At 41.5% G+C, this 19,658-nt stretch carries 23 protein-coding genes; 5 read left to right on the top strand and 18 right to left on the bottom strand.

From position 1 onward, the window contains the following. Positions 1 to 28: 28 nt before the first annotated feature. Both HMPREF1117_RS03825 and HMPREF1117_RS03820 read left to right on the top strand, forming a co-directional pair. Positions 29 to 1,063, top strand: coding sequence for a S66 family peptidase (locus HMPREF1117_RS03825; RefSeq protein WP_000255140.1), 1,035 nt, complete (start codon positions 29 to 31; stop codon positions 1,061 to 1,063). Positions 1,064 to 1,168: 105 nt separating this feature from the next. After that, complete coding sequence (locus HMPREF1117_RS03820; RefSeq protein WP_000166114.1) at positions 1,169 to 1,432, top strand: SemiSWEET family transporter; 264 nt, start codon at positions 1,169 to 1,171, stop codon at positions 1,430 to 1,432. A gap of 84 nt (positions 1,433 to 1,516) precedes the next feature. On the opposite strand, the gene HMPREF1117_RS03815 is transcribed toward HMPREF1117_RS03820, so the two are convergent. The 3 genes from HMPREF1117_RS03815 to mutL are packed head-to-tail and all read right to left on the bottom strand — an operon-like array spanning position 1,517 to position 4,648. Then, positions 1,517 to 2,080: a DNA-3-methyladenine glycosylase I gene (locus HMPREF1117_RS03815; protein WP_000166577.1), complete on the bottom strand. Its 564-nt coding sequence runs from the start codon at positions 2,078 to 2,080 to the stop codon at positions 1,517 to 1,519. Positions 2,081 to 2,089: 9 nt separating this feature from the next. Next, complete coding sequence (gene ruvA, locus HMPREF1117_RS03810) at positions 2,090 to 2,683, bottom strand: Holliday junction branch migration protein RuvA (RefSeq protein ID WP_000273423.1); 594 nt, start codon at positions 2,681 to 2,683, stop codon at positions 2,090 to 2,092. Positions 2,684 to 2,698: 15 nt separating this feature from the next. Further along, positions 2,699 to 4,648, bottom strand: coding sequence for a DNA mismatch repair endonuclease MutL (gene mutL / locus HMPREF1117_RS03805; protein ID WP_000018152.1), 1,950 nt, complete (start codon positions 4,646 to 4,648; stop codon positions 2,699 to 2,701). Positions 4,649 to 4,854: 206 nt separating this feature from the next. Here mutL and HMPREF1117_RS03800 point away from each other — a divergent pair, with 206 nt between their 5' ends. Next, positions 4,855 to 5,295: a LytTR family DNA-binding domain-containing protein gene (locus HMPREF1117_RS03800; RefSeq protein WP_007556513.1), complete on the top strand. Its 441-nt coding sequence runs from the start codon at positions 4,855 to 4,857 to the stop codon at positions 5,293 to 5,295. Then, the gene (locus HMPREF1117_RS03795) at positions 5,292 to 5,750 is read left to right on the top strand and encodes a DUF3021 domain-containing protein (protein WP_000745060.1); all 459 of its coding nucleotides are present in this window, start codon (positions 5,292 to 5,294) and stop codon (positions 5,748 to 5,750) included. The genes HMPREF1117_RS03800 and HMPREF1117_RS03795 overlap by 4 nt, the downstream gene beginning before the upstream one ends. 47 nt (positions 5,751 to 5,797) lie before the next feature. On the opposite strand, the gene nrdI is transcribed toward HMPREF1117_RS03795, so the two are convergent. The 5 genes from nrdI to HMPREF1117_RS03770 all read right to left on the bottom strand — a co-directional run bounded on the left by nrdI (position 5,798) and on the right by HMPREF1117_RS03770 (position 10,489). After that, positions 5,798 to 6,262, bottom strand: a complete 465-nt coding sequence (gene nrdI / locus HMPREF1117_RS03790) for a class Ib ribonucleoside-diphosphate reductase assembly flavoprotein NrdI (RefSeq protein WP_000849608.1) — start codon at positions 6,260 to 6,262, stop codon at positions 5,798 to 5,800. A 78-nt stretch (positions 6,263 to 6,340) separates the two neighbouring features. Beyond that, positions 6,341 to 6,868 carry an ABC transporter permease gene (locus HMPREF1117_RS03785; RefSeq protein ID WP_000729011.1) on the bottom strand — a complete coding sequence of 176 codons (528 nt, stop codon included), beginning with the start codon at positions 6,866 to 6,868 and terminating at the stop codon, positions 6,341 to 6,343. Between the two features lie 60 nt (positions 6,869 to 6,928). After that, the gene (locus tag HMPREF1117_RS03780) at positions 6,929 to 8,215 is read right to left on the bottom strand and encodes a response regulator transcription factor (protein WP_000278860.1); all 1,287 of its coding nucleotides are present in this window, start codon (positions 8,213 to 8,215) and stop codon (positions 6,929 to 6,931) included. A gap of 11 nt (positions 8,216 to 8,226) precedes the next feature. Further along, complete coding sequence (locus tag HMPREF1117_RS03775) at positions 8,227 to 9,897, bottom strand: sensor histidine kinase (protein WP_081480249.1); 1,671 nt, start codon at positions 9,895 to 9,897, stop codon at positions 8,227 to 8,229. Next, positions 9,875 to 10,489: a YesL family protein gene (locus HMPREF1117_RS03770; protein WP_000532345.1), complete on the bottom strand. Its 615-nt coding sequence runs from the start codon at positions 10,487 to 10,489 to the stop codon at positions 9,875 to 9,877. Before HMPREF1117_RS03770 ends, HMPREF1117_RS03775 begins: the two co-directional genes overlap by 23 nt. Before the next feature lie 137 nt (positions 10,490 to 10,626). Between HMPREF1117_RS03770 and HMPREF1117_RS03765 the strand changes: the two genes are divergently transcribed. Further along, positions 10,627 to 11,196, top strand: a complete 570-nt coding sequence (locus HMPREF1117_RS03765; RefSeq protein ID WP_000748408.1) for an MptD family putative ECF transporter S component — start codon at positions 10,627 to 10,629, stop codon at positions 11,194 to 11,196. Between the two features lie 29 nt (positions 11,197 to 11,225). On the opposite strand, the gene HMPREF1117_RS03760 is transcribed toward HMPREF1117_RS03765, so the two are convergent. From HMPREF1117_RS03760 to tsaB, 10 genes are all read right to left on the bottom strand, one after another. After that, positions 11,226 to 11,918, bottom strand: a complete 693-nt coding sequence (locus tag HMPREF1117_RS03760) for a methionine ABC transporter permease (RefSeq protein ID WP_000444656.1) — start codon at positions 11,916 to 11,918, stop codon at positions 11,226 to 11,228. Between the two features lies 1 nt (position 11,919). Beyond that, positions 11,920 to 12,981, bottom strand: coding sequence for a methionine ABC transporter ATP-binding protein (locus HMPREF1117_RS03755; RefSeq protein WP_000085645.1), 1,062 nt, complete (start codon positions 12,979 to 12,981; stop codon positions 11,920 to 11,922). Then, the gene (locus HMPREF1117_RS03750; RefSeq protein ID WP_000231796.1) at positions 12,974 to 14,347 is read right to left on the bottom strand and encodes a M20 family metallopeptidase; all 1,374 of its coding nucleotides are present in this window, start codon (positions 14,345 to 14,347) and stop codon (positions 12,974 to 12,976) included. Before HMPREF1117_RS03750 ends, HMPREF1117_RS03755 begins: the two co-directional genes overlap by 8 nt. 98 nt (positions 14,348 to 14,445) lie before the next feature. Then, the gene (locus HMPREF1117_RS03745) at positions 14,446 to 15,300 is read right to left on the bottom strand and encodes a MetQ/NlpA family ABC transporter substrate-binding protein (RefSeq protein WP_000694530.1); all 855 of its coding nucleotides are present in this window, start codon (positions 15,298 to 15,300) and stop codon (positions 14,446 to 14,448) included. A 153-nt stretch (positions 15,301 to 15,453) separates the two neighbouring features. Continuing rightward, positions 15,454 to 16,284, bottom strand: a complete 831-nt coding sequence (locus tag HMPREF1117_RS03740; protein ID WP_000724928.1) for an amino acid ABC transporter substrate-binding protein — start codon at positions 16,282 to 16,284, stop codon at positions 15,454 to 15,456. A 103-nt stretch (positions 16,285 to 16,387) separates the two neighbouring features. Continuing rightward, entirely contained in the window at positions 16,388 to 16,711 is a 324-nt protein-coding gene (locus tag HMPREF1117_RS03735) for an AzlD domain-containing protein (protein ID WP_000253950.1), read from the bottom strand. Then, positions 16,701 to 17,396 carry an AzlC family ABC transporter permease gene (locus HMPREF1117_RS03730; RefSeq protein WP_000659747.1) on the bottom strand — a complete coding sequence of 232 codons (696 nt, stop codon included), beginning with the start codon at positions 17,394 to 17,396 and terminating at the stop codon, positions 16,701 to 16,703. Before HMPREF1117_RS03730 ends, HMPREF1117_RS03735 begins: the two co-directional genes overlap by 11 nt. A gap of 119 nt (positions 17,397 to 17,515) precedes the next feature. Then, a complete protein-coding gene (tsaD, locus tag HMPREF1117_RS03725; protein ID WP_000655022.1) occupies positions 17,516 to 18,526 on the bottom strand; it encodes a tRNA (adenosine(37)-N6)-threonylcarbamoyltransferase complex transferase subunit TsaD in 1,011 nt (336 codons plus the stop codon). Beyond that, positions 18,516 to 18,953, bottom strand: coding sequence for a ribosomal protein S18-alanine N-acetyltransferase (gene rimI / locus HMPREF1117_RS03720; protein WP_000569847.1), 438 nt, complete (start codon positions 18,951 to 18,953; stop codon positions 18,516 to 18,518). The genes tsaD and rimI overlap by 11 nt, the downstream gene beginning before the upstream one ends. Continuing rightward, on the bottom strand, positions 18,950 to 19,633 hold the full coding sequence (gene tsaB, locus HMPREF1117_RS03715) for a tRNA (adenosine(37)-N6)-threonylcarbamoyltransferase complex dimerization subunit type 1 TsaB (RefSeq protein WP_000865693.1): 684 nt from the start codon (positions 19,631 to 19,633) through the stop codon (positions 18,950 to 18,952). Before tsaB ends, rimI begins: the two co-directional genes overlap by 4 nt. Positions 19,634 to 19,658 lie beyond the last annotated feature (25 nt).

Below are 19,658 nucleotides of genomic sequence, written 5' to 3'. Positions count from 1 at the left end.
GCTCAATCAATTTCTAGGAGGAAGAAATATGGTTTCTACTATTGGTGTTGTTAGTTTATCTAGTGGCATTATCGGAGAGGACTTTGTCAAACACGAAGTGGACTTGGGTGTCCAACGTCTCAAGAACCTGGGACTCAATCCTACCTTTTTGCCTCATTCGCTAAAAGGATTAGACTTTATCAAGGACCATCCTGAAGCTCGTGCAGAGGATTTGATTCATGCCTTTTCTGATGATAGCATCGACATGATCCTATGCGCCATCGGTGGAGACGATACCTATCGCTTACTACCTTATCTTTTTGAAAATGACCAACTACAAAAGGTTATCAAACAAAAAATTTTTCTTGGCTTCTCGGATACAACCATGAACCATCTCATGTTGCATAAACTAGGAATCAAAACTTTTTATGGTCAATCCTTCCTAGCAGACATTTGTGAATTGGACAAGGAAGTGCTGACCTATAGCCTCCACTACTTTAAAGAATTGATTGAGACGGGAAGAATCTCAGAAATCCGCCCTAGTGACGTTTGGTATGATGAAAGGACTGACTTCAGTCCCAAGGCTCTGGGGACACCTCGTGTCAGTCATGCAAATACTGGTTTCGAGCTGTTGCGGGGAAATGCCCAGTTCGAGGGAAAAATCCTCGGTGGTTGCCTCGAATCCCTCTACGATATCTTTGACAACTCTCGATACGCAGATAGCACGGAGCTCTGCCAAAAATACAAACTTTTCCCTGACTTGTCAGACTGGGAAGGAAAAATCCTCTTGCTAGAAACAAGCGAAGAAAAGCCTGAGCTGGAAGACTTCAAAAATATGTTGCGGACTTTAAAAGACACTGGTATATTCGAGGTCATCAGTGGACTCTTGGTCGGAAAACCTATGGATGAAACTTTCTATGACGACTATAAAGAGGCACTATTGGATATTATTGACAGCAATATCCCGATTATCTATAATCTAAATGTCGGCCACGCAACTCCAAGAGCAATTGTACCCTTCGGAGTTCACGCCTATGTAGATGCAAAGGAGCAAATCATTCGCTTTGACTATAACAAAAAATAAATAGTTTCTCTATTTTTGTGCTTTTGTATTCGTTTTCGTTACAATTTGTATCTGAATTTATTGCATTTCGCTAATTTCTATGATATCCTTTTGAAGGAGGTGTATATGACAAAACAAAAAATTAATCGAATCGTAGGTTCTATTGGTGCCTTTATTGGAATTATAGTATTTATTGCCTACATACCTCAAATTATCGCTAATTTACAGGGAAATAAAGCTCAACCATTTCAACCTTTATCAGCTGCTATATCTTGCTTAATCTGGGTTATTTATGGATGGACAAAGGAACCTAAGAAGGATTGGATACTAATCATTCCAAATTCAGCTGGTGTTATTTTAGGTGGAATCACTTTTTTGACTTCACTCTAACAAATCTAATAGTATATATAAAAAGCTGGGAAAAATTTCTCAGCTTTTTTCTATATTCTCAGATATGCTAGTTACCTGTACATACTAACGACCGCTTTTCCACTCACAATCATTCTCATGGTCATCAACTAGCCCTGCAGCCTGTAGAAAAGACAAGACGGCGACTGGGCCTGTGAACTTGAAGCCTCGTTTTTTGAGATCTTTGGCTAACTTCTCAGACAGAGGTGTTTTAGCTGGGGCTTGGCGGTAATCGGGAACATCGTTAACGATCGTTTTCCCCTCAACAAAGGACCAAAGATAGGCATCAAAAGAGCCATATTCTTCCTGTAGTCGTAAAAATGCTTGGGCGTTAGCGCGTGTAGCAAAAATCTTGGCTCTATTTCGGATGATGGCTGGATTCTCCAGCAAGTTTTCCAATTCGGTATCAGTCATCTCTGCGACCGCTTGAATTTGATAGCCATGAAAGGCTTCTCGGAAAGCATGTCGTTTGTTGAGCACCGTTTCCCAAGACAGGCCTGCCTGATAGGTTTCCATACACAACAACTCAAACAATGCTTGGTCATCATGGAGGGGCTGACCCCATTCCTCATCATGATAGGCAATGTAGAGCGGATTGGTCATCTTGACCCACGAACAACGTTTTGTCATGCTCTGCTCCTATTTGACCAACATTTTGAGGGCAGACTTGATATAGTTCTCAGCTGTATCTGTCGTTCCTTCAAAGAATTTCTTGATTTTCTTGAGCTCTGTTGCCTTGTAGCCCAGAGCCAACATGGCTTCCATGGCTTCTTCCAATTCTTGGTTTTCAGCGCTAGCTTGCACTGCTACCTTAGCAGGAAGGTCATCTCCTGCAACTACTACCTTGCCTTCCAAGTCCAGCACCATCTGCTGGGCTGTTTTCTTGCCAATTTTAGGGAATTTGGTCAAGTAGGTGATGTTCTTAGTTTCAATTGCTTGAACCAAGCCAGCATTGTCATCGGCAGCGATGATAGCCAGAGCTGATACAGGACCAATCCCAGAGACCGAAATCAGACTGAGAAAGAGCTTTTTCTCGTCTTCTGAGCGAAATCCATAAAGCAAATGAGCGTCCTCACGTACAACCTGATGCACATAAATTTGAGCTTCTTGATTGACCTGTCCTGAGTAGGCATAGGGATTGGCCACATGCAAAATATAACCGATACCGTTGACTTCAAGAACAATGTATTTAGCAGTGATTTTGGTAATGATTCCTTTTAAATATTCGTACATAATTTTCCTTTTAGTTTAATATTTCCCCAACTCACGGAGACTGGTGTGATTTTCCTGAATACGTCGGAACATCTTTTCCATATCCGACTTGGTAAAATGCACCAAAACAGGACGTCCGTGGGGACAGTTATAGGGATTGTCACATTGAGAGAGCTGATAAAGGAGCTGTCTGGCTGAATGGTCATCGATACGATGATTAGCCTTGATAGATCGCTTGCAGGACATCATGATAGCCAGCTCTGCTCGGTATTTCTTGATAGAAACTTCCTTGGTCAAGAGGAGCATGTCGCACATTTCATAGATGCCTGATTCGATTTCCTCCTCTGCCATCCAAATCGGATGTTCCCGAAGGATGAATTGATTTTCTCCATACTCTGCTAGAAAGACGCCCACTTCCTCCAAAAGTGCCATTCTTTCCTTGAGACGAAGAGCATCATCCGCTGGAAATTCAAAGATATAGGGCACTAGGAGTTGCTGCTGACTCTGGTCAACATTGCCAATGCTTTCACGGTACTCCTCGTACTTAACCCGTTCCTGAGCTGCGTGTTGGTCTATGATGTAGAGTCCATCTCGCCCTTGGGCAAAGAGATAGGTTCCATGCATTTGCCCGAAAAATTCCAACTCTGGGAAGCTTGATGATTCTTCTCGCTCTAGCTTATCATAGGCCTTGTCCAGACTGGCTAAATCTAGCTCTGGATGGTCTAGCTGGTCATAGCTGGCTGGCTTTCTCTCTGCAAAATGCAGTTTTGCTGGCTTGGTCAATTGGTCCAAGGTTTCCTTAGCAAACAAAGTTAAGTCTTGTCCTGCATCAGTCAATTCTACCTGATAATCAGCCACCTCAGCTTGACTAGGTCTAGTTACTTCTGTTTTTTCATAGTAAAGCGTATTTTCTTTAAGGGGGAGAATGGTTTGCTCTACCTTTTGACGATTACGCACGGTAGATTTGGCAAGATTTTCCAAGGCATCTGGAATCAAGGTTTGTGCCTTGAGACTATTTGCAATAGCTTCAGAGACCAATGCCATCAGTTCTTTTTCCTTAGAAATCCGCACCTCTTGCTTGGTTGGATGCACATTGACATCCGCTAGATAAGGGTCAATATGGATATGAATGACAGCCAACGGAAAGCGTCCCACCATGAGCTTACTTCCGTAACCATCTAAAATAGCACGATTGAGTAAAAAGTTCTTGATATAACGGCCATTGATGAAGAGACTGATATAGTTGCGGTTGGCTCTAGTTAACTCAGGCAAGGACACAAAGCCAGAAATTTCGAAATCAAGGTCAGAATTTTCAATTTCAATCATCTTCTTGGCACTCGCTAAACCGTAAATCCCTGCGATAGCTTGGCGTAGTTGACCAGTCCCAGCTGTCCGCGTCATTTCCTTACCATCACTAATCAAGCTGAAGGAAATCTCAGGATGGGCCAAGCCCAGACGGTTGACAATATCAATGATATGAGACAACTCTGCTTGCTGGCTCTTCATATACTTGAGGCGGGCAGGCGTGTTGAAAAAGAGATCCTCCACACAAACCTTGGTTCCTACAGGACTAGTAGCTGGAATGACTTCTTCAACTTCTCCCCCACGCGCGACTAGCTTGGTCCCGTGACTTGCACCATCCACCGCAGTCAACAGAGTTAAGACACTAACAGACGCTATAGAAGGTAGAGCTTCACCACGAAAACCAAGCGTCCGAATTCGAAAGAGGTCTGCTTGATTTTTTATCTTACTGGTCGCATGACGACGCAGGGCCAATTCTACCTCATCGTGGGCAATTCCGTGACCATTATCTGTGATTTGAATCTTCTTGAGACCAGACTCTTCAATCTCGATGATAATCTGACTAGAGCCAGCATCAATGGCATTTTCTACCAGCTCCTTAACAACGCTAGCTGGACGCTCGATAACCTCTCCAGCCGCAATTTGGTTTGCCAGAATCTCTGGCAATTCAATAATATGAGACATCTTTCAGCCCCTTTCTGTATCTGTTTTCCTAGAAATTGATTAGTGCTATTATACCATATTTCAGATAGGACAGAAAAGCAAGCACCACATAGGATACAAATCCCTCCACATAGACAAAGTCCCTTGCAAGGGGCTGAAAAATAGTGTTTAATAAAGGTGTACAAGAAGTGATCACAATTTTGTATGAAAAACAAGGAGAGAAATTTATGAAAGTAGAACTACAGATTAGTGAAACTTACGAAGAGGAAAAGCTGATTGTTCAAGCACCTCAGCCGACAGATAAAGTCCAGAAAGTCATCGAGTTCGCAGAAAATCTTGACCAAAAAGAAACAATCAAAGGAAAGATTGATGATCAGGTCTATCTAGTTAAAATTGGTAAGATACAACGCTTCTATATCGAGAATCGAAAGGTTCTAGCAGAAACGGCGAGTCAGACCTACAGCATTGATTTGCGGCTCTATCAGTTACTTGAAATTCTGCCAACAACTTTTATCCAAATTTCCCAATCTGAAATCGTCAATATCGACTCCATCTCTCATCTCAAGCTCACGCCCAACGGTATGGTAGAAATCTTTCTAAAAAATGAAAGCTTCACCTACTCTTCACGCCGTTACCTAAAAACCATCAAGGAGAAATTAGAACTATGAAAAAACAAGTATTTCACGATGCAGCCGTTGGTGTTCTCATCGGACTCATCCTCTCTATCATCTTTTCACTTATGTATTCCCCCAATACCTATGCTCCACTGAGCCCTGATTCCCTCGTCGGTCAAGTAATGACTCAACATCAGGTTCACGGTGCCTTGGTCTTGCTCTACTGCACACTTATTTGGGCAGCTATCGGTATTCTCTTCAACTTTGGAAAGAGATTATTCAGCCGTGACTGGAGCTTGCTCCGTGCGACTCTGACTCATTTCTTCCTCATGCTGACTGGCTTTGTCCCACTAGCAACTCTGGCAGGTTGGTTCCCCTTCCACTGGAATTCCTACCTCCAGCTCATTATCGAGTTTGCGATTGTCTACCTCATCATTTGGACTATTTCCTATAAAAGAGCATCAAAAAAAGTAGACCATATCAATCAACTCTTGGAGCATAAAAAGTAAGAGTTCTGATAAAACTGCCTAAGATAATAAAAAAGCTAAGCCTAAGCTTAACTTTCTAATTCATATAAGTTTGCAATGATAGCTGCGACATGTTTGATATCTCCCAGCATGCCTCGCATTTCAAAGTCTGCCAATACAGGAAAACCAAAACGCTCACTATATTGCTTGGCTGTCAGGCAATATTGGTTATTAAAGTTACGGTTCCCTGAACCTACTACCCCAAAGCACTTGCTCGCATTATCTCCATAGGCAATAAAATCACCCACTGGGGTCGTCAAAATCTCAACATCTCCGTTGTCCACACCATTTCCTCCCTCTAAGTAGGTTGGTAAAAATACAACATAGGAATGATCCATTTCAAAGAAGGCTTTCCCCTCCTTAACCAAATCCTTGATATGAATTTTTTGAACTTCAATCCCCTCATACTGGGACAAGAGATAGTCTTTTAAACGTGTCACAAAACTTTCAGTGTTCCCACTTAGACTAATATAAACCAAAGAAATTGTTTTCATCTTCACCTCCATCATTTCATTTGATAATCGAAAAATAACTACCAAGATTGTAACTTGATAGTTATTTTTTGTCAACTCTTAAACGACTTCTTCCTCTTCTTCCAACAAAGCTTTTTGCTGCCGCCACATCTTATAAAAGACCAAAGCTAGGAAAAGAACATTGATGACGATATAGATAATGTTGATAGCTTTTGAACCAACACTCATTGTCAAACGCATCGTCTCATCATGAACCACCTGCATAGCGTCTTGTAGATTCACATAACTATAAATCAAACCAATAATGGCTAACAAAACATAGCCAATATAAGTAAAGGTTGCATATTGCAAATTCTTACGAACAAGGAGAACAATAGCTACTAGAACTAAAATAGCTGATAAAACAATCAAGGTAATATTAATTATAGAGTGAGAAGATTCTATCACTTTATAAGTGTAGTTGACCATATCTTCCAATTGCGAAGCAGTAAGCTTCCCACTATTTGCTAGACGAGCACGTAGATTATCTTTACTAGGCAAGGGACTAAAAATTCCAACCAAGGAGTTAGCTGAAAGGAGAGCTGAAAAAATCAGCAAGACCCAAAGGTAAATCGGTTTCTTTTTCATAGTAGAACCTCCTAATATTATTAATGATATTATAGCATTATTTATACGGGAATACAAAGATTACAATATAGTTTCTACCTGTTTTCGGTAGGCTTTTGGCGATTTCCCGCACAATTTTCGGAATACTTTATAGAAATATCCAACATTGCTGTAACCAACGGCATAACAAATATCTTCTATACTATCACTAGTTGAAAGCAATAGCTGTTGGGCTGCCTTAATGCGTTGTTTGTTGAGCAATTCAGCAAAGGTAGAATTGGTTTCACGTTTAATTAATTGTCCTAAATAAACAGGATTGATAAAGAGATCCTTACTAATATCTTTAAGGGATAGCTCTTTTTGATAATCACGACCTATGACTTCCAGAACACTAACCACATTTTCATTCATACGATATTGCCCGAAGAAGCGAGTCAGGGTTTCCTTGATATAGGGAACTAGTCCATCAAATGAAGGAATGGCATGAATGGTCTTGATAATCTCCGTCATATCATCTGCCTTCAAATGTTCAAACAAATGGAAAACGTCCATGACAAACTGAATAAAGAGTTGTTTAGTGATTGGGACACGAGGAGTATTTTCAAGAACCACTTTTTCCAAGAGGTTCAACTCTTCAATAATTTGATTGATGTTCCCTTGAATGATAACGCGATAAATAGGCTCATAATAAGCAAAGAGGCTTTCTGACTGTTGAAAATTAACAGAACCATAAAAGAGGGCTTTTTCAGCGTTCAATTTCCAGCGCTCAAAATTTTCTTGGTAAGGTGTTTCAAATGGCGTGACCACTAATCCATCTAAAGGCTGATCCGAGATAAAAATCTGCCAATCTTGCCCTAAGACATAATAAGGAATAGTGAAATTCCCCTTCTTCTCCTTAGTGAGTCCTATCCACCAATGCTCTTTCCCAAGCAAATGACTAATGAAGCCTGCCTCATCTAGATCTTGACTAAGAGTTTTTGTTTGTAAGGCTCTCTCACCAAGTTTAGTAGCAATTTTCTCTAGTAAATTTTCTAGTTCTATTTTGTCCACAGGCTTGACAAGGTAATCAACAACATTGAGATTCATGGCTTTCTTGACATACTCAAATTCCTGATAACCCGATAATAAAATATAGGCAGTATCTGGTAGAATCTCTTTCATTTCTGTAATCATCTCAAGCCCTGTTTTATCTGGCATATTGACATCAGATACAACAATATCCACAGGATGTTCCTTGACATAATCAATAGCATCATCTGCGTGATTAGCTGTCGCGACAACTTCCATATCCCACTTATCAAAGGGAATCAAACGTTTTAGACCTTCTGTCACCATGTACTCATCATCTACTAATAATACTTTATACATTTTCTCCCTTTCTATTCATCTTGAATTGTAATACGATAACAAACACCTTCTTGTTCTGCTGAATCTAAACTGATAGAGTAGCGATCCCCGAAGTATAGAACAAATCTCTCATGTACGTTGATAATCCCAATAGACTGTCTTTGTTCACTATAGCTAAGCTCATGTTCAAAATTTCTTTGACTCAATTTTTCCCGAAGACTAGCTAATTTTTCTACTGACATCCCGCGCCCATTATCGACTACCAAAATCTCCACAAAACCATCTCGTTTAAGAGCTTTAATGCTAATGACATTATCTGTCCGTCTATGATCTATACCATGGGCAAAATAATTTTCAACAAGCGGTTGCAAGGTGAATTTAGGAATTTTCATATCTTCTAACTCTGGTGCAACTTTGAAACCATAAGCCACCGATTTAGGATAACGAACCATACAAAGATAACTGTACTTACGGCAAAACTCCAATTCATGTTGGAGTAGGGTCTCGCGTTCATCTGAAATATTATTACGCAAGAGACTACTGAACTCATAAATAATATTTGCAAGTTCGTCTTGGCTTTCCATGACCGCATACATTCTGATAAATTCTAAGGTGTTATACATAAAATGAGGATTGATTTGAGCCTGTAACGCTCGCATGTTAGCATCTTTTTGACTAAGCTCTAGCTGATAAATGTCATGAATGTTCTTCTCGAGGCGATCTAACATATCATTAGTCGTCTCTGCTATGAGAAGTAATTCTTGATCCTTTTCAAACGTATCAATCCGCAACCCCTCTTCCCCTCTTGCAATGACTTGAATGGATTCCACTAAATCCACTACCTGCTTTTGATACTTGGCAAATGTCTGTCTCAATGTCATATATAAAATAAGAATAAAAAGGAGACTTATACCAATAATCAAGGCTGAGCTAGGCAAGGTCCCAGTAAGAACATAATTCTTAGCAACAGCTACCTGTACTCTATAAGCATGAGAAGTAAAACCAACTATCCAATCCTCGCTATCTGATGATAATTGTTCCCCGATATGATACATCTCTGTCTCAAAAGGAGAGGTTACAATTACAGCCATAGGAATATGGCCCCTAGTATTATCAATTGCACTCTGTAAGAAATCCGCAGATAAAGATATATAGATAACTCCCAAATATTTATCAGATACAGGGTCTGATACTGGAATAGCAAAACTATTTTCTACTGGCTTGAAATGCTCAGCCAAGATTTTCTCTCCACTGCGTTTATCTCTCGTAGAGACAAACACTTCCTTATAATCTTGAAGTACTATTGCTACGCCAGTTACAAAATCATTTCGAACATAGAGATCATCGATATTTTCATACATGGAGACTGATATATAAGGAGAAGCTTTACGCTCCAATTGCCAGTAGAAATAATCTGGTATGCTGAGACTGAAATACTTATAAATCCCTTCGATACGAGCTTGATTTTCAACTAATGCTTTTGCTAATTTTGCAGATTCTCGATAATAGTATTCTACCTCACTGATTGTTCGGGTACTAACACGTTGGGCAACTCTCTTAGCTTCCTTTTCACGTAAATCAAAGTCCGCGTATGAAAGTAAAATTGCAAAACTAGCAATAATAATGATCATTACAAAACTATAGGTTCTCAAAAGCGTATGGAGCCAAAACTGCTTCATTCTATTTTGTCGCCAATTTTTCATGGATACTTTCATAGACCGGCTCCAACATATCACTGATAAAGAAATGCCATATCCCAATTCCTACAAAAAAGAACAAGGCTGGCATATAGTAACCAACTCCCACCAGCAGGACTGTCCCAAGTAGAGCCTTGGCTACAGCTGGTAGGCTCATAAAAATGCCAATCAAGGATAGTTTGAGACTATTCCGATAAGATAAATCAAAAAAAACCTGAAGCTTTAAAGATACCGTATACGCTAAAAAGAGCAGGGCTACTAGAAGGAGATTCAAAAAGGTAACAGCAAGATGAATAATACTCTGATGAGGCAATTGAACTAAGAGATACAAACCATAAACTAAGACCATAGCCAGACTTAGAAAACTATAAAAAATCAGGTTGCTTGAGACAAAACTTTGCTTGTAAAGAGACCAAGCCTCCTTCAAACTATATTCACGATAGTTATAGCCATGTTCTGCATACAAGCTCATCAAGGTGGCACTAGCCGGCGCTAGACCAAGGATAATCCCTCCTGCCAATGTTAATAGCCAAAAGAAGGCTGTCGCAATCATCCCTAAAAAGAAACGATTAAAGACAAAGTCTAAAAATCTACCCATGCTATCCTCCCCCTAAAAATAACTATGAAACTATTATATCATATTTCAAGCGTTTTCAAAAACATACACTATCCATTTACAATCCCACCAAACCGTGGTAAAATGAGAATTATGAAAAAATTATCAGGAGACAACTCATGAAAAAATCTATCTTAACTACACTGCTCTATGCAGTTCTTTACTTCCTCTGCATGGGGATTGGTGTCCTTTTGGGCAATCTCCTCGACCAAACTGGAAACATGTTTTATGCGCCTGCCTTTACTGCCCTTGTCGGCGGTAGCGTTTATATGATTCTAATCGCAAAAGTTCCGCGCTTTGGAGCCATTACCACTATCGGCCTTGTCATCTCTCTCTTCTTCTTAGGAACTAAACACGGTGCTGGCACCTTCCTTCCTGGGATTATCTGTGGCCTCCTAGCAGATGGAGTGGCTAGCCTAGGAAGATACAAGGATCAAACTAAGAATTTCCTATCCTTTGTTATTTTTGCTTTCAGCACATCAGGACCAATTCTAGTCATGTGGATTGCACCCAAAGCCTATATGGCAACCCTTCTAGCAAGAGGAAAATCGCAAGAATATATCGACCGTATCATGGTCGCGCCAAATCCTTCGACCATTCTTCTTTTTATCGCAAGTGTTGTCATAGGAGCCCTGGTTGGTGCCTTGCTTGGACAAGCCTTGAGTAAAAAATTGGCACAGAAAATATAATTACTAAAAAAGAGCCAAGCGGCTCTTTTTTATTTATGGCTCAATTTTTTGGTCAGGAAATCTCCCAAGAATTGGATTGCAAAGATAATCAAAATGATAATGATGGTTGCCAAGATGGTCACATCGTGATTGTAGCGGTTAAATCCATAAGCGATGGCCACGTTACCGATACCACCAGCTCCAACCGCACCAGCCATAGCCGTTTCACCAACAAGGGAAATCAAGGTTACAGTCGTCACACGAATCAAATCTGGAAGACCTTCTGATAGGTAAACACCCACGATATCCCAGAATGTCGCTCCGCTCGCTTGAGCTGCCTCAATGACACCGCCATCCAATTCAGCCAAGACAACCTGCACCTGACGTGCAAAGAATGCAAAGACTGCAAAAGAAAGTGGAACAAGGGCTGCATTTGGCCCAATACTTGTCTTCACAATCAAGTGAGAAAGGGGAGACAAGATTGCCAAGAGGATAATGAAAGGAACCGCACGGAAAATGGAGGTAATCTTATCCAAAATCCAGAAGACGACCTTATTTTCCAAGACACCTCCGGGTGCTGTCAAGACAAGGAAAAGACCTGCCACTAGCCCCAAGAAACCTCCGATGATGAAGGAAAGAACTGTCATATAAAGGGTTAGGTAGATGGCTGTTCCCCAGCCTGCTTGACCAGACCAACCCATCTTATAGACATTTGGCAAATAGGTTTGAATCAATGATTCCATCTTACTGTCCTCCCTTCAATACTTTTAGTTGTACGCCTGCTTGACGAATGGCTTCTTGGGCACCTGCTAGCGCTGCTTTTTCACCTGACAAGACCACAACCAATTCTCCAACAGGAGTGCCATCGAGGATTTCGATATTCCCATAGAGGATATTAGCTGTTACTTGGTAATGTTTGTACAATTCATTCAAAAGTGGCTCATCTGTAGAAGCTCCTGCATACTTGAGCTGCACCAAAAGGCTGTTTTCAGACAGGTGTTGCACGATTTCTTGCTTCTCAATCTTGACCATAGCTTCATCAATTCCTGTGGCTGTTGAGATAAAGTCCTGAGTCAAAGGTTGTTTAGGATCTGAGAAGATTTCAAGCACACTGCCCTCTTCAATCAAATGACCATCCTGCATGACTGCCACACGATTGGCAATGTCTTTGACAATCTGCATTTCATGCGTAATCAAGACAACAGTCAAGCCTAATTTTTGGTTCAGATCTTGCAATAAGGCCAAAATCTGCTTGGTTGTCTTCGGGTCAAGGGCAGAAGTTGACTCATCTGAAATCAAGATTTTTGGATCATTTGCCAAGGCACGCGCAATGGCCACACGCTGTTTTTGCCCTCCAGATAGTTGTGAAGGATAGTTTTCAGCACGATCTGCCAAGCCAACCAAGTCCAACAACTTAGCTACTTTTCCCTTCTTTTCTTCCTTGCTGAGTCCAGAGTGTTTAAGGGCAAAGGCCACATTTTCCGCAGCAGTCTTCTGACTCATAAGATTAAAGTGTTGGAAAATCATCCCAATATCTTGACGTTTACGACGTAACTGCTCTGCCGTCAAGGTCACCTTACCATCAAAAATCACATCGTCGTCAATGGTAATTTTCCCTGCAGATGGTTTTTGCAAGAGGTTAATCACCCGTACAAGGGTTGATTTCCCTGCTCCAGAATATCCAACGATTCCGTAGATATCCCCTTCTTGGATGTGAATAGTCACATCCTTGACCGCTGTGATGTTTCTCTTCTTCTGATGAAAAGTCACATCGATCTGATCTAACTTGATAATATCTCTACTCATAGCTTCTAATCAGCTCCTCTACTAATTCAATATGGGTGTAGTAATCGGCGATTCGCACGTTTTCATCTCCACCATGATCTCTACTATTGGCATTCCCTAAACCGAAGGCCACCATTGGTACCTCTAAGGCATCAAAGACCGTATGCATAGGGCCTGTCCCCGCTGTTGTCGGCAAGACTGAAACGCCCTGTGGATAGAATTTCTTGGCCAACTCGATTACATTGAGAATGGCGGGTGCACTCATATCGCTTCGATAACTCATCTCTCCCAAGGTATAGTATAATTCTACCTTATCAAAGCCATTTTTGTCTAGCTGTTTCCGAATTTTTTCCAGAACATCATGCGGTTCTAAGCCAGGAACCAAACGAACTTCTAACTTAGCGCTGGCTTCTGCAGGCAAAATCGTTTTAACTCCTTGCCCTTGATAACCTGACTGAATCCCTTCGATATTAAGAGCTGGTTCAAAAAAGAAACGTTTTAGAAAGGCTACACGGTCCTCTTGTAAGAGAGGTAATTCCAAACCATAAATCTGGCTGATTTCCCCTGGATTTCGTTGAGCATATTGATCCACCAAAGCCAATTCACGTTCATTTGGCTCTTGGACTTCTTCGTACAAACCTTCAACCAAGATACGGCCATCTGTAGCACGAAGAGACTGTAAGGCTTGAAGGAGATACCAAGGAGCTGATTCCACAACTCCACCATAACTAGAGTGGATATCCACATCAGCACTTTTAACCTTGGCATCAAAGGTCACAATCCCCTTATTTCCACCAGAAATTTCCAGCTGTTCCAAGGCATTTTTGGTCCCTTGTTCCCAGACCAACAAATCTGCGCCACGGAGTTTGTCCACATGTTTTTCCAGATACTTATCTAAGTCTGTCGAAGCCGATTCCTCCGCCCCTTCCATGATAAAACTGATATTGACAGGCAAATCATCATGGTCCTGCATATATTTTCTCAACGCACTTAAACGAGCTGTGATATGACCCTTGTCGTCATCAACCCCACGTCCATACATGAAGCCATTGCGCACCGAAAGAGTAAAGGGATCCTCTGTCCAGACCTGATCCCCATCCGCTGGTACAGTGTCATAGTGGTTATAGAAAATCAAGGTCTTAGCATCTGGACGCGAACTTCTGAAATGAGCCATGACAAAAGGAGCCGTGTAGCTCTCATCAATCTCAACTTCTGCTCCCACACGCTTAAAAATCTCTCCCAAATAGTTTGCGACTTCCTTGAGTCCAACCTGCTGGGCAAAGACTGATTTCTTAGATATCAAGGTCCGCAAAACTTCAAAGTAATGTTGGGCTACATGATCCTTTTCAAACTTTTCAATCTGTTCTTGTTCACTAGGAAAAACCATATTCTCTCTACCTTTCTATGAACCTATAGTCTTCTTTGCAATCCATGCTCTATACAAAAGCAAGAGGTGGAACCATTCTCCCACCTCCTAATATTCTATTACCAAACTGGCTGATCCAAGCCGTCTGAAGTTTCTTCAATAACTTTTTTCACTTCATCTGTGTGGTAAGCTGCGATGACTTTCTTGATAGCGTCAGCCTTAGGTGAAGTTTCCCAATCTTTTTTAGCAACAATGATATTGTACCATTGTTTTGAATTTTCATCAGCTTGTTCTTTGAAAAGTGCTTTCTTGTAGTCCAATTTTGCTTCTGTAACGAAGGTGTTGTTTACAACGGCAGCGTCAACTGATGACAATGAACGAGCTGTTTGGCTAGCATCCAACTCAGTGATCTTCAAGTTCTTTGGATTTTCTTTGATGTTAGCAACTGTTGCAAGAGCAGTTCCTGAAACGTCCAATTTAATCAAACCAGCTGATTGAAGCAAGTAAAGCGCACGGCTTTCGTTTGTAGCATCATTCGGTACAGCGATTTCTCCGTTTGCTGGGATATCTTCTACTTTAGTGTACTTGTTGTCACTTCCATTCAAACCTGAGTAAAGGCGGATTGGAGAAATGTAAGTATCTGCAATCGCTACAAGGTCTTTTCCGTTTTCTTTGTTCCAGTTGTTCAAAAAGTTATAGTGTTGGAAAGCGTTCAAATCTACTTCGCCATCAGCAGTTGCCTTGTTTGGTTGTGAGTAGTCTGTGAACTCTGTAAATTCCAAAGTAATACCGTCTTTTTTGACTAATTCTTGAACTTTGTCCCAACGAGCTTCTTCAGAACCACTACGGTTCACTGTTGCGATTTTAACAACTGTTCCGTTGTCTGCTTTCTTTTCTGTATTTCCGCAAGCTGCAAGAGCCAAACCTGCGACTGTAGCAAGGGCTGCTACACCAAGCCATTTTTTGATTTTCATGATTCTTTCTCCTTAAAAATAATACCGTACTAGTATCTCACAATTTGTTTTATTTCACAAATTGTTATTAGATAGTCAGATATATAGTTTAAAACTATATCCCTAAAAACTGAGAAACCATCCACCTTACTCAGAATGGATGATTTCAAATAATTATTTAATATCAGCCTCTGCTGGTAGATAAGTATCTCCGAAGAATTGTTTAGACAATTTTTCAAGAGTTCCGTCTTTGTAGAGTTCTTTGATGCGTTTGTCTACAAATGTTTTCAACTCATCTTGACCTTTAGCAAGAAGTGGGTAAACGTACGGTTGTTGGTCGCTTGGAAGTTCGATAACTTTCAAGTTGTCCAAACCTTGGTTCTTGATGACTGTTTCAACACCGATTTTATCAAAAATCTTGTAATCAAATTGTCCATCGCTTAAGCGTCCCATGATTTGTTGGAAGTCAGCTCTAGTATAGTTAAGGACAGTTGGATTATCTGAGTGTTGTTTGTTGTAGTCTTCCAACTGTTTAGCTGATGTTGTCCCTTGAACAACTTCTGTTGATTTTCCACCGATATCATCAAGCGATTTGATGCTAGAGTCGTCTTTTTTCACTACAAGAACGTTAGGGTTTTGAGCAGTTGGGGCTGCATAAAGGTATTTTTCAGAACGTTCTTTAGTGTAGCTGATGTTGTTAACGGCCATTTGGTAACGGTCAGCGTCAAGACCAGCAAAGACACCTGACCACTCTGTCTTCTCAAACTTGACATCATACTTGTCAGAGTCTTTAAAGATAGCGCGAACCACTTCAATTTCGTAACCAGTCAATTCACCATTTTCTTCATAGTTGAATGGTTTTGGTGAAGCATTGGTTGCAACGATAATTTCTTTCTTGCTAGCTGCTTCTCCTTCTTTCTTCGCACCACCTGAGCAAGCTGCTAACACACCTGCAGCAACAAGAGCAAGGGCAGCAAGAGATGAATATTTAACGATTTTTTTCATGTTATTTCCTCCAAAATAGAATACCTTATAATCTTAACAGAAAAAGACCATTTACGCCATTATATGATATCTATCTCTGTGATAAGTTTTCTTTATGGCCAATTTAAAAGACCAAACGCAAGACTGCAATCAAAACCACTCCAAAGAGAACAGTTCCGACTAGATTGCGGTAGCGAAAGGCTACCCAAGCCGTTGGAAAGACGGCTAAGAAGTCCAGCCATTTGATTTGAGGAAGACTACCAACCTTGCCTGTCACTACGCTTGAAAGAATCAAGGCAAAGATAATAGAAACGGGCAAGAACTTCAAAAATCGCTCAACGATAGGAGGCAAACCCTTATACTTGACCAAGATGAAGGGAATCATACGGGGAATCCAAGTCACCAAGCCAGAGAAAACAACCGCTAATAAAAGATACTTACTGACCATCTAAAACCACCCCTATCGTACAACCAAGTAGTGTCGCAAATAGAACAGCTAGTGACTGAGACACCACTGCCAAGAGTAAAAAGAAGGACAACGCAACAACTGCTAGGATAATGAGCAGATTGCGAACAGGAATCCGTCTTTGCATAATCTGGAATTGCGAAGCAAAAATACCAATAAACATCCCAACAAGGGCAAAATCCAAGCCAAAGATTTCGGGATTTGGCAGAAGACCACCTAGAGCTGTCCCAACAACCGTCCCAATCAACCAAGCTACATAGCTATTGAGATTATTCCCATGCATCCACATAGGATTGACCTTTTCTGTATGGGCCAATTCTCCCATCAATACACCATAAGTCTCATCCGTCAAGATACTAGACATACCGATATTGTGCCATAGACTAGTGTGACGAAAATAAGTCGATGCATGTAAACTCAGCAAAAAGAGACGTAAATTGATCAAAAAGACCGTCATGGCAATGGCAGCTACAGGTGCCTGCACTGCAATCAAGGCCAACATGGCAAACTGGGCACTCCCAGCATAAACAAAGAGGCTCATCAAGGCCATCTCAACAGGTGTCACATAAGGTGCACCGATAATACCGCAAGCTAGACCGATACTGACATAGCCAAGGGCAGTCGGCATGGCTGCCTGGACCCCTTCCCAAAATCCTTTTTCTTTCATCTTTCTCCTCGTATTGTCTTAATAAGTGGGCTGAATCGGTTCCAGCCACAGCATGGACTATTATAACACATTCAGGGAAGAGAAAAAAGTCTGCTGATTGTAATCAGACAGACTCTTCTTTATTCCATAGTATCAAAAGCAAGACTTGGTTTGGCATTGAGGTCCAAGTCTGCGAAGTTTTCTTTGTTCCACTCGCTAACGCTGGCATAGGCAATCATACCTGCATTATCTCCGCAGAGGCGTAGAGGTGGAATGACGACATTCACATCTGTGATTTCAGTTGCTAGGCGTTCTCTGAGGCCTTTATTTGCTGCCACACCACCTGCCACGACTAAGGTTTTAACAGGGTATTTCTCCAAAGCCTTCTTGGTTTTTGCCATAAGAATGTCCATAACTGCAGCTTGGAAGGAAGCACACAAGTCCTCTGTAGACAAACTTTCTCCCTTTTGCTCAGCATTATGATGCAGATTGATAAAGGCAGACTTCAAACCTGAGAATGAAAACTCCAGATTATCTTCCTTAATCATAGCACGGGGGAAATCATAAATATCCTGCCCCTGATGAGCTAGCTCGTCAATCTCACGACCGGCAGGATAGGTCAAGCCCATGACACGGCCAACCTTATCATAAGCCTCACCAACCGCGTCATCTCGCGTTTCCCCAACAATCTTGTAATCACCAGCCTCAGAAACATAAACCAACTCTGTGTGTCCTCCGCTAACCAAGAGGGCTAACAAGGGAAACTCCAAAGGCTCCACACTCTGAGCTGCCATGAGGTGTCCAGCCATGTGGTTAACAGGAATCAGCGGAAGTCCATGTGCCCAAGCAAAGGCCTTAGCAGCTGACAAGCCAACTAGCAAGGCACCGACCAAGCCTGGTCCATAGGTAACCGCCACAGCTGTCACATCATTTTCGGTAATCCCTGCTTCTATCAGCGCCTCCTCGATACAGGCTGTAATGATCTCGACATGGTGACGACTAGCTACTTCCGGCACTACACCCCCAAAACGTTTGTGGCTCTCAATTTGACTAGCAATGACATTGGACAAGAGCTCATCGTCGTTTTTCAAGACGGCGACACTGGTCTCATCACAGGATGTCTCAAATGCTAAAATATATCTATCCTTCATCTACTTCTCTCTTCATGATGATGGCATCCTCGACTGGATCATGGTAGTAGGCCTTTCGCTCAGCGATGACTGCCATCTTTTCTTTCTTGTAAAATGCTTGCGCTCGTTGATTTGACTTTCTGACTTCGAGGAAAATCTCCTTATCTGTCGGCAATTGAGCAAACAAAGTTGACGCAATTCCCTGACCCTGATAGGCTTCTTTGACAGCAATTTGCAGAACTTCTGCTTCAAAAAGATTCTCCTGCACAGCTAGAAATCCAATCACTTCGGCCCCATCATAAGCCAGAGCATACCAAGTCTGGTCTTGGGACAGGCCTGCTTGGATTTGTTCCAGCGTCCAAGGACTAACTGAGTAAACATCCGCCATAACAGCGTAAATGGCTTGGGCCAGATCAGACTGTTGTTGGATTCGTTTGATCTCTATCATAGGCGTTTAATGTAAGACTCGCCAGATTCGGTGTGGTTCTTGAGCCAGTTTTCCTCAGCCTCAACACGCTTGAGGTAATTTGGCACAAAATCATGCAAAGAGTCTGCTTCCTTATCCCAAGCCAAAAGAGCAAGATTGGCTGCATTTGGCAAGGTTTCTTGGTAGTTGGCATGAGGTAAATGTTCTTGAATCTGCTCCACAAAGGGGACGACTTCTCCAACAAAGGTAACCTGACTAGCACCCTTGACTTTTTCTAATACCTCTTCAAAAGATAGATGTGCTTCTGGCATGACAAATTTAGCATTTTCATAAAATCCTGCGTAAACATTGTTACGACGAGCATCCATGACAGGAACAACCAGTCCTTCTTGCTGACTTGGCACTAAAGCCAAGAGGCTAGACATACCAACTAACTCAATGTTCAGAGTATGAGCCAAGGTCTTAGCAGTTGCTACCGCAATTCGTAAGCCTGTGTAGCTACCCGGCCCTTCCGCTACCACGATTCGGTCCAAATCCTTGGGCGTCCAATCCAAACTTGCCATTAAAAAATCGATGGCAGGCATGAGGGTAATACTGTGATTCTTCTTAATATTAATAGTCGTCTCAGCAAGAACCTGCTTGTCCTCTAAAATAGCGAGAGAAAGAGCTTTGCTGGACGTATCAAAAGCTAATACTTTCATAACACATTCCTATCTTTTTGTCTGC

Origin of the sequence: Streptococcus sp. SK643 (assembly GCF_000259505.1) — a bacterium.
In the GTDB taxonomy this organism is placed as follows: domain Bacteria; phylum Bacillota; class Bacilli; order Lactobacillales; family Streptococcaceae; genus Streptococcus.
Note: the sequence above shows the minus strand (reverse complement) of the source record. Positions and strands in the feature narration are given on the sequence as shown.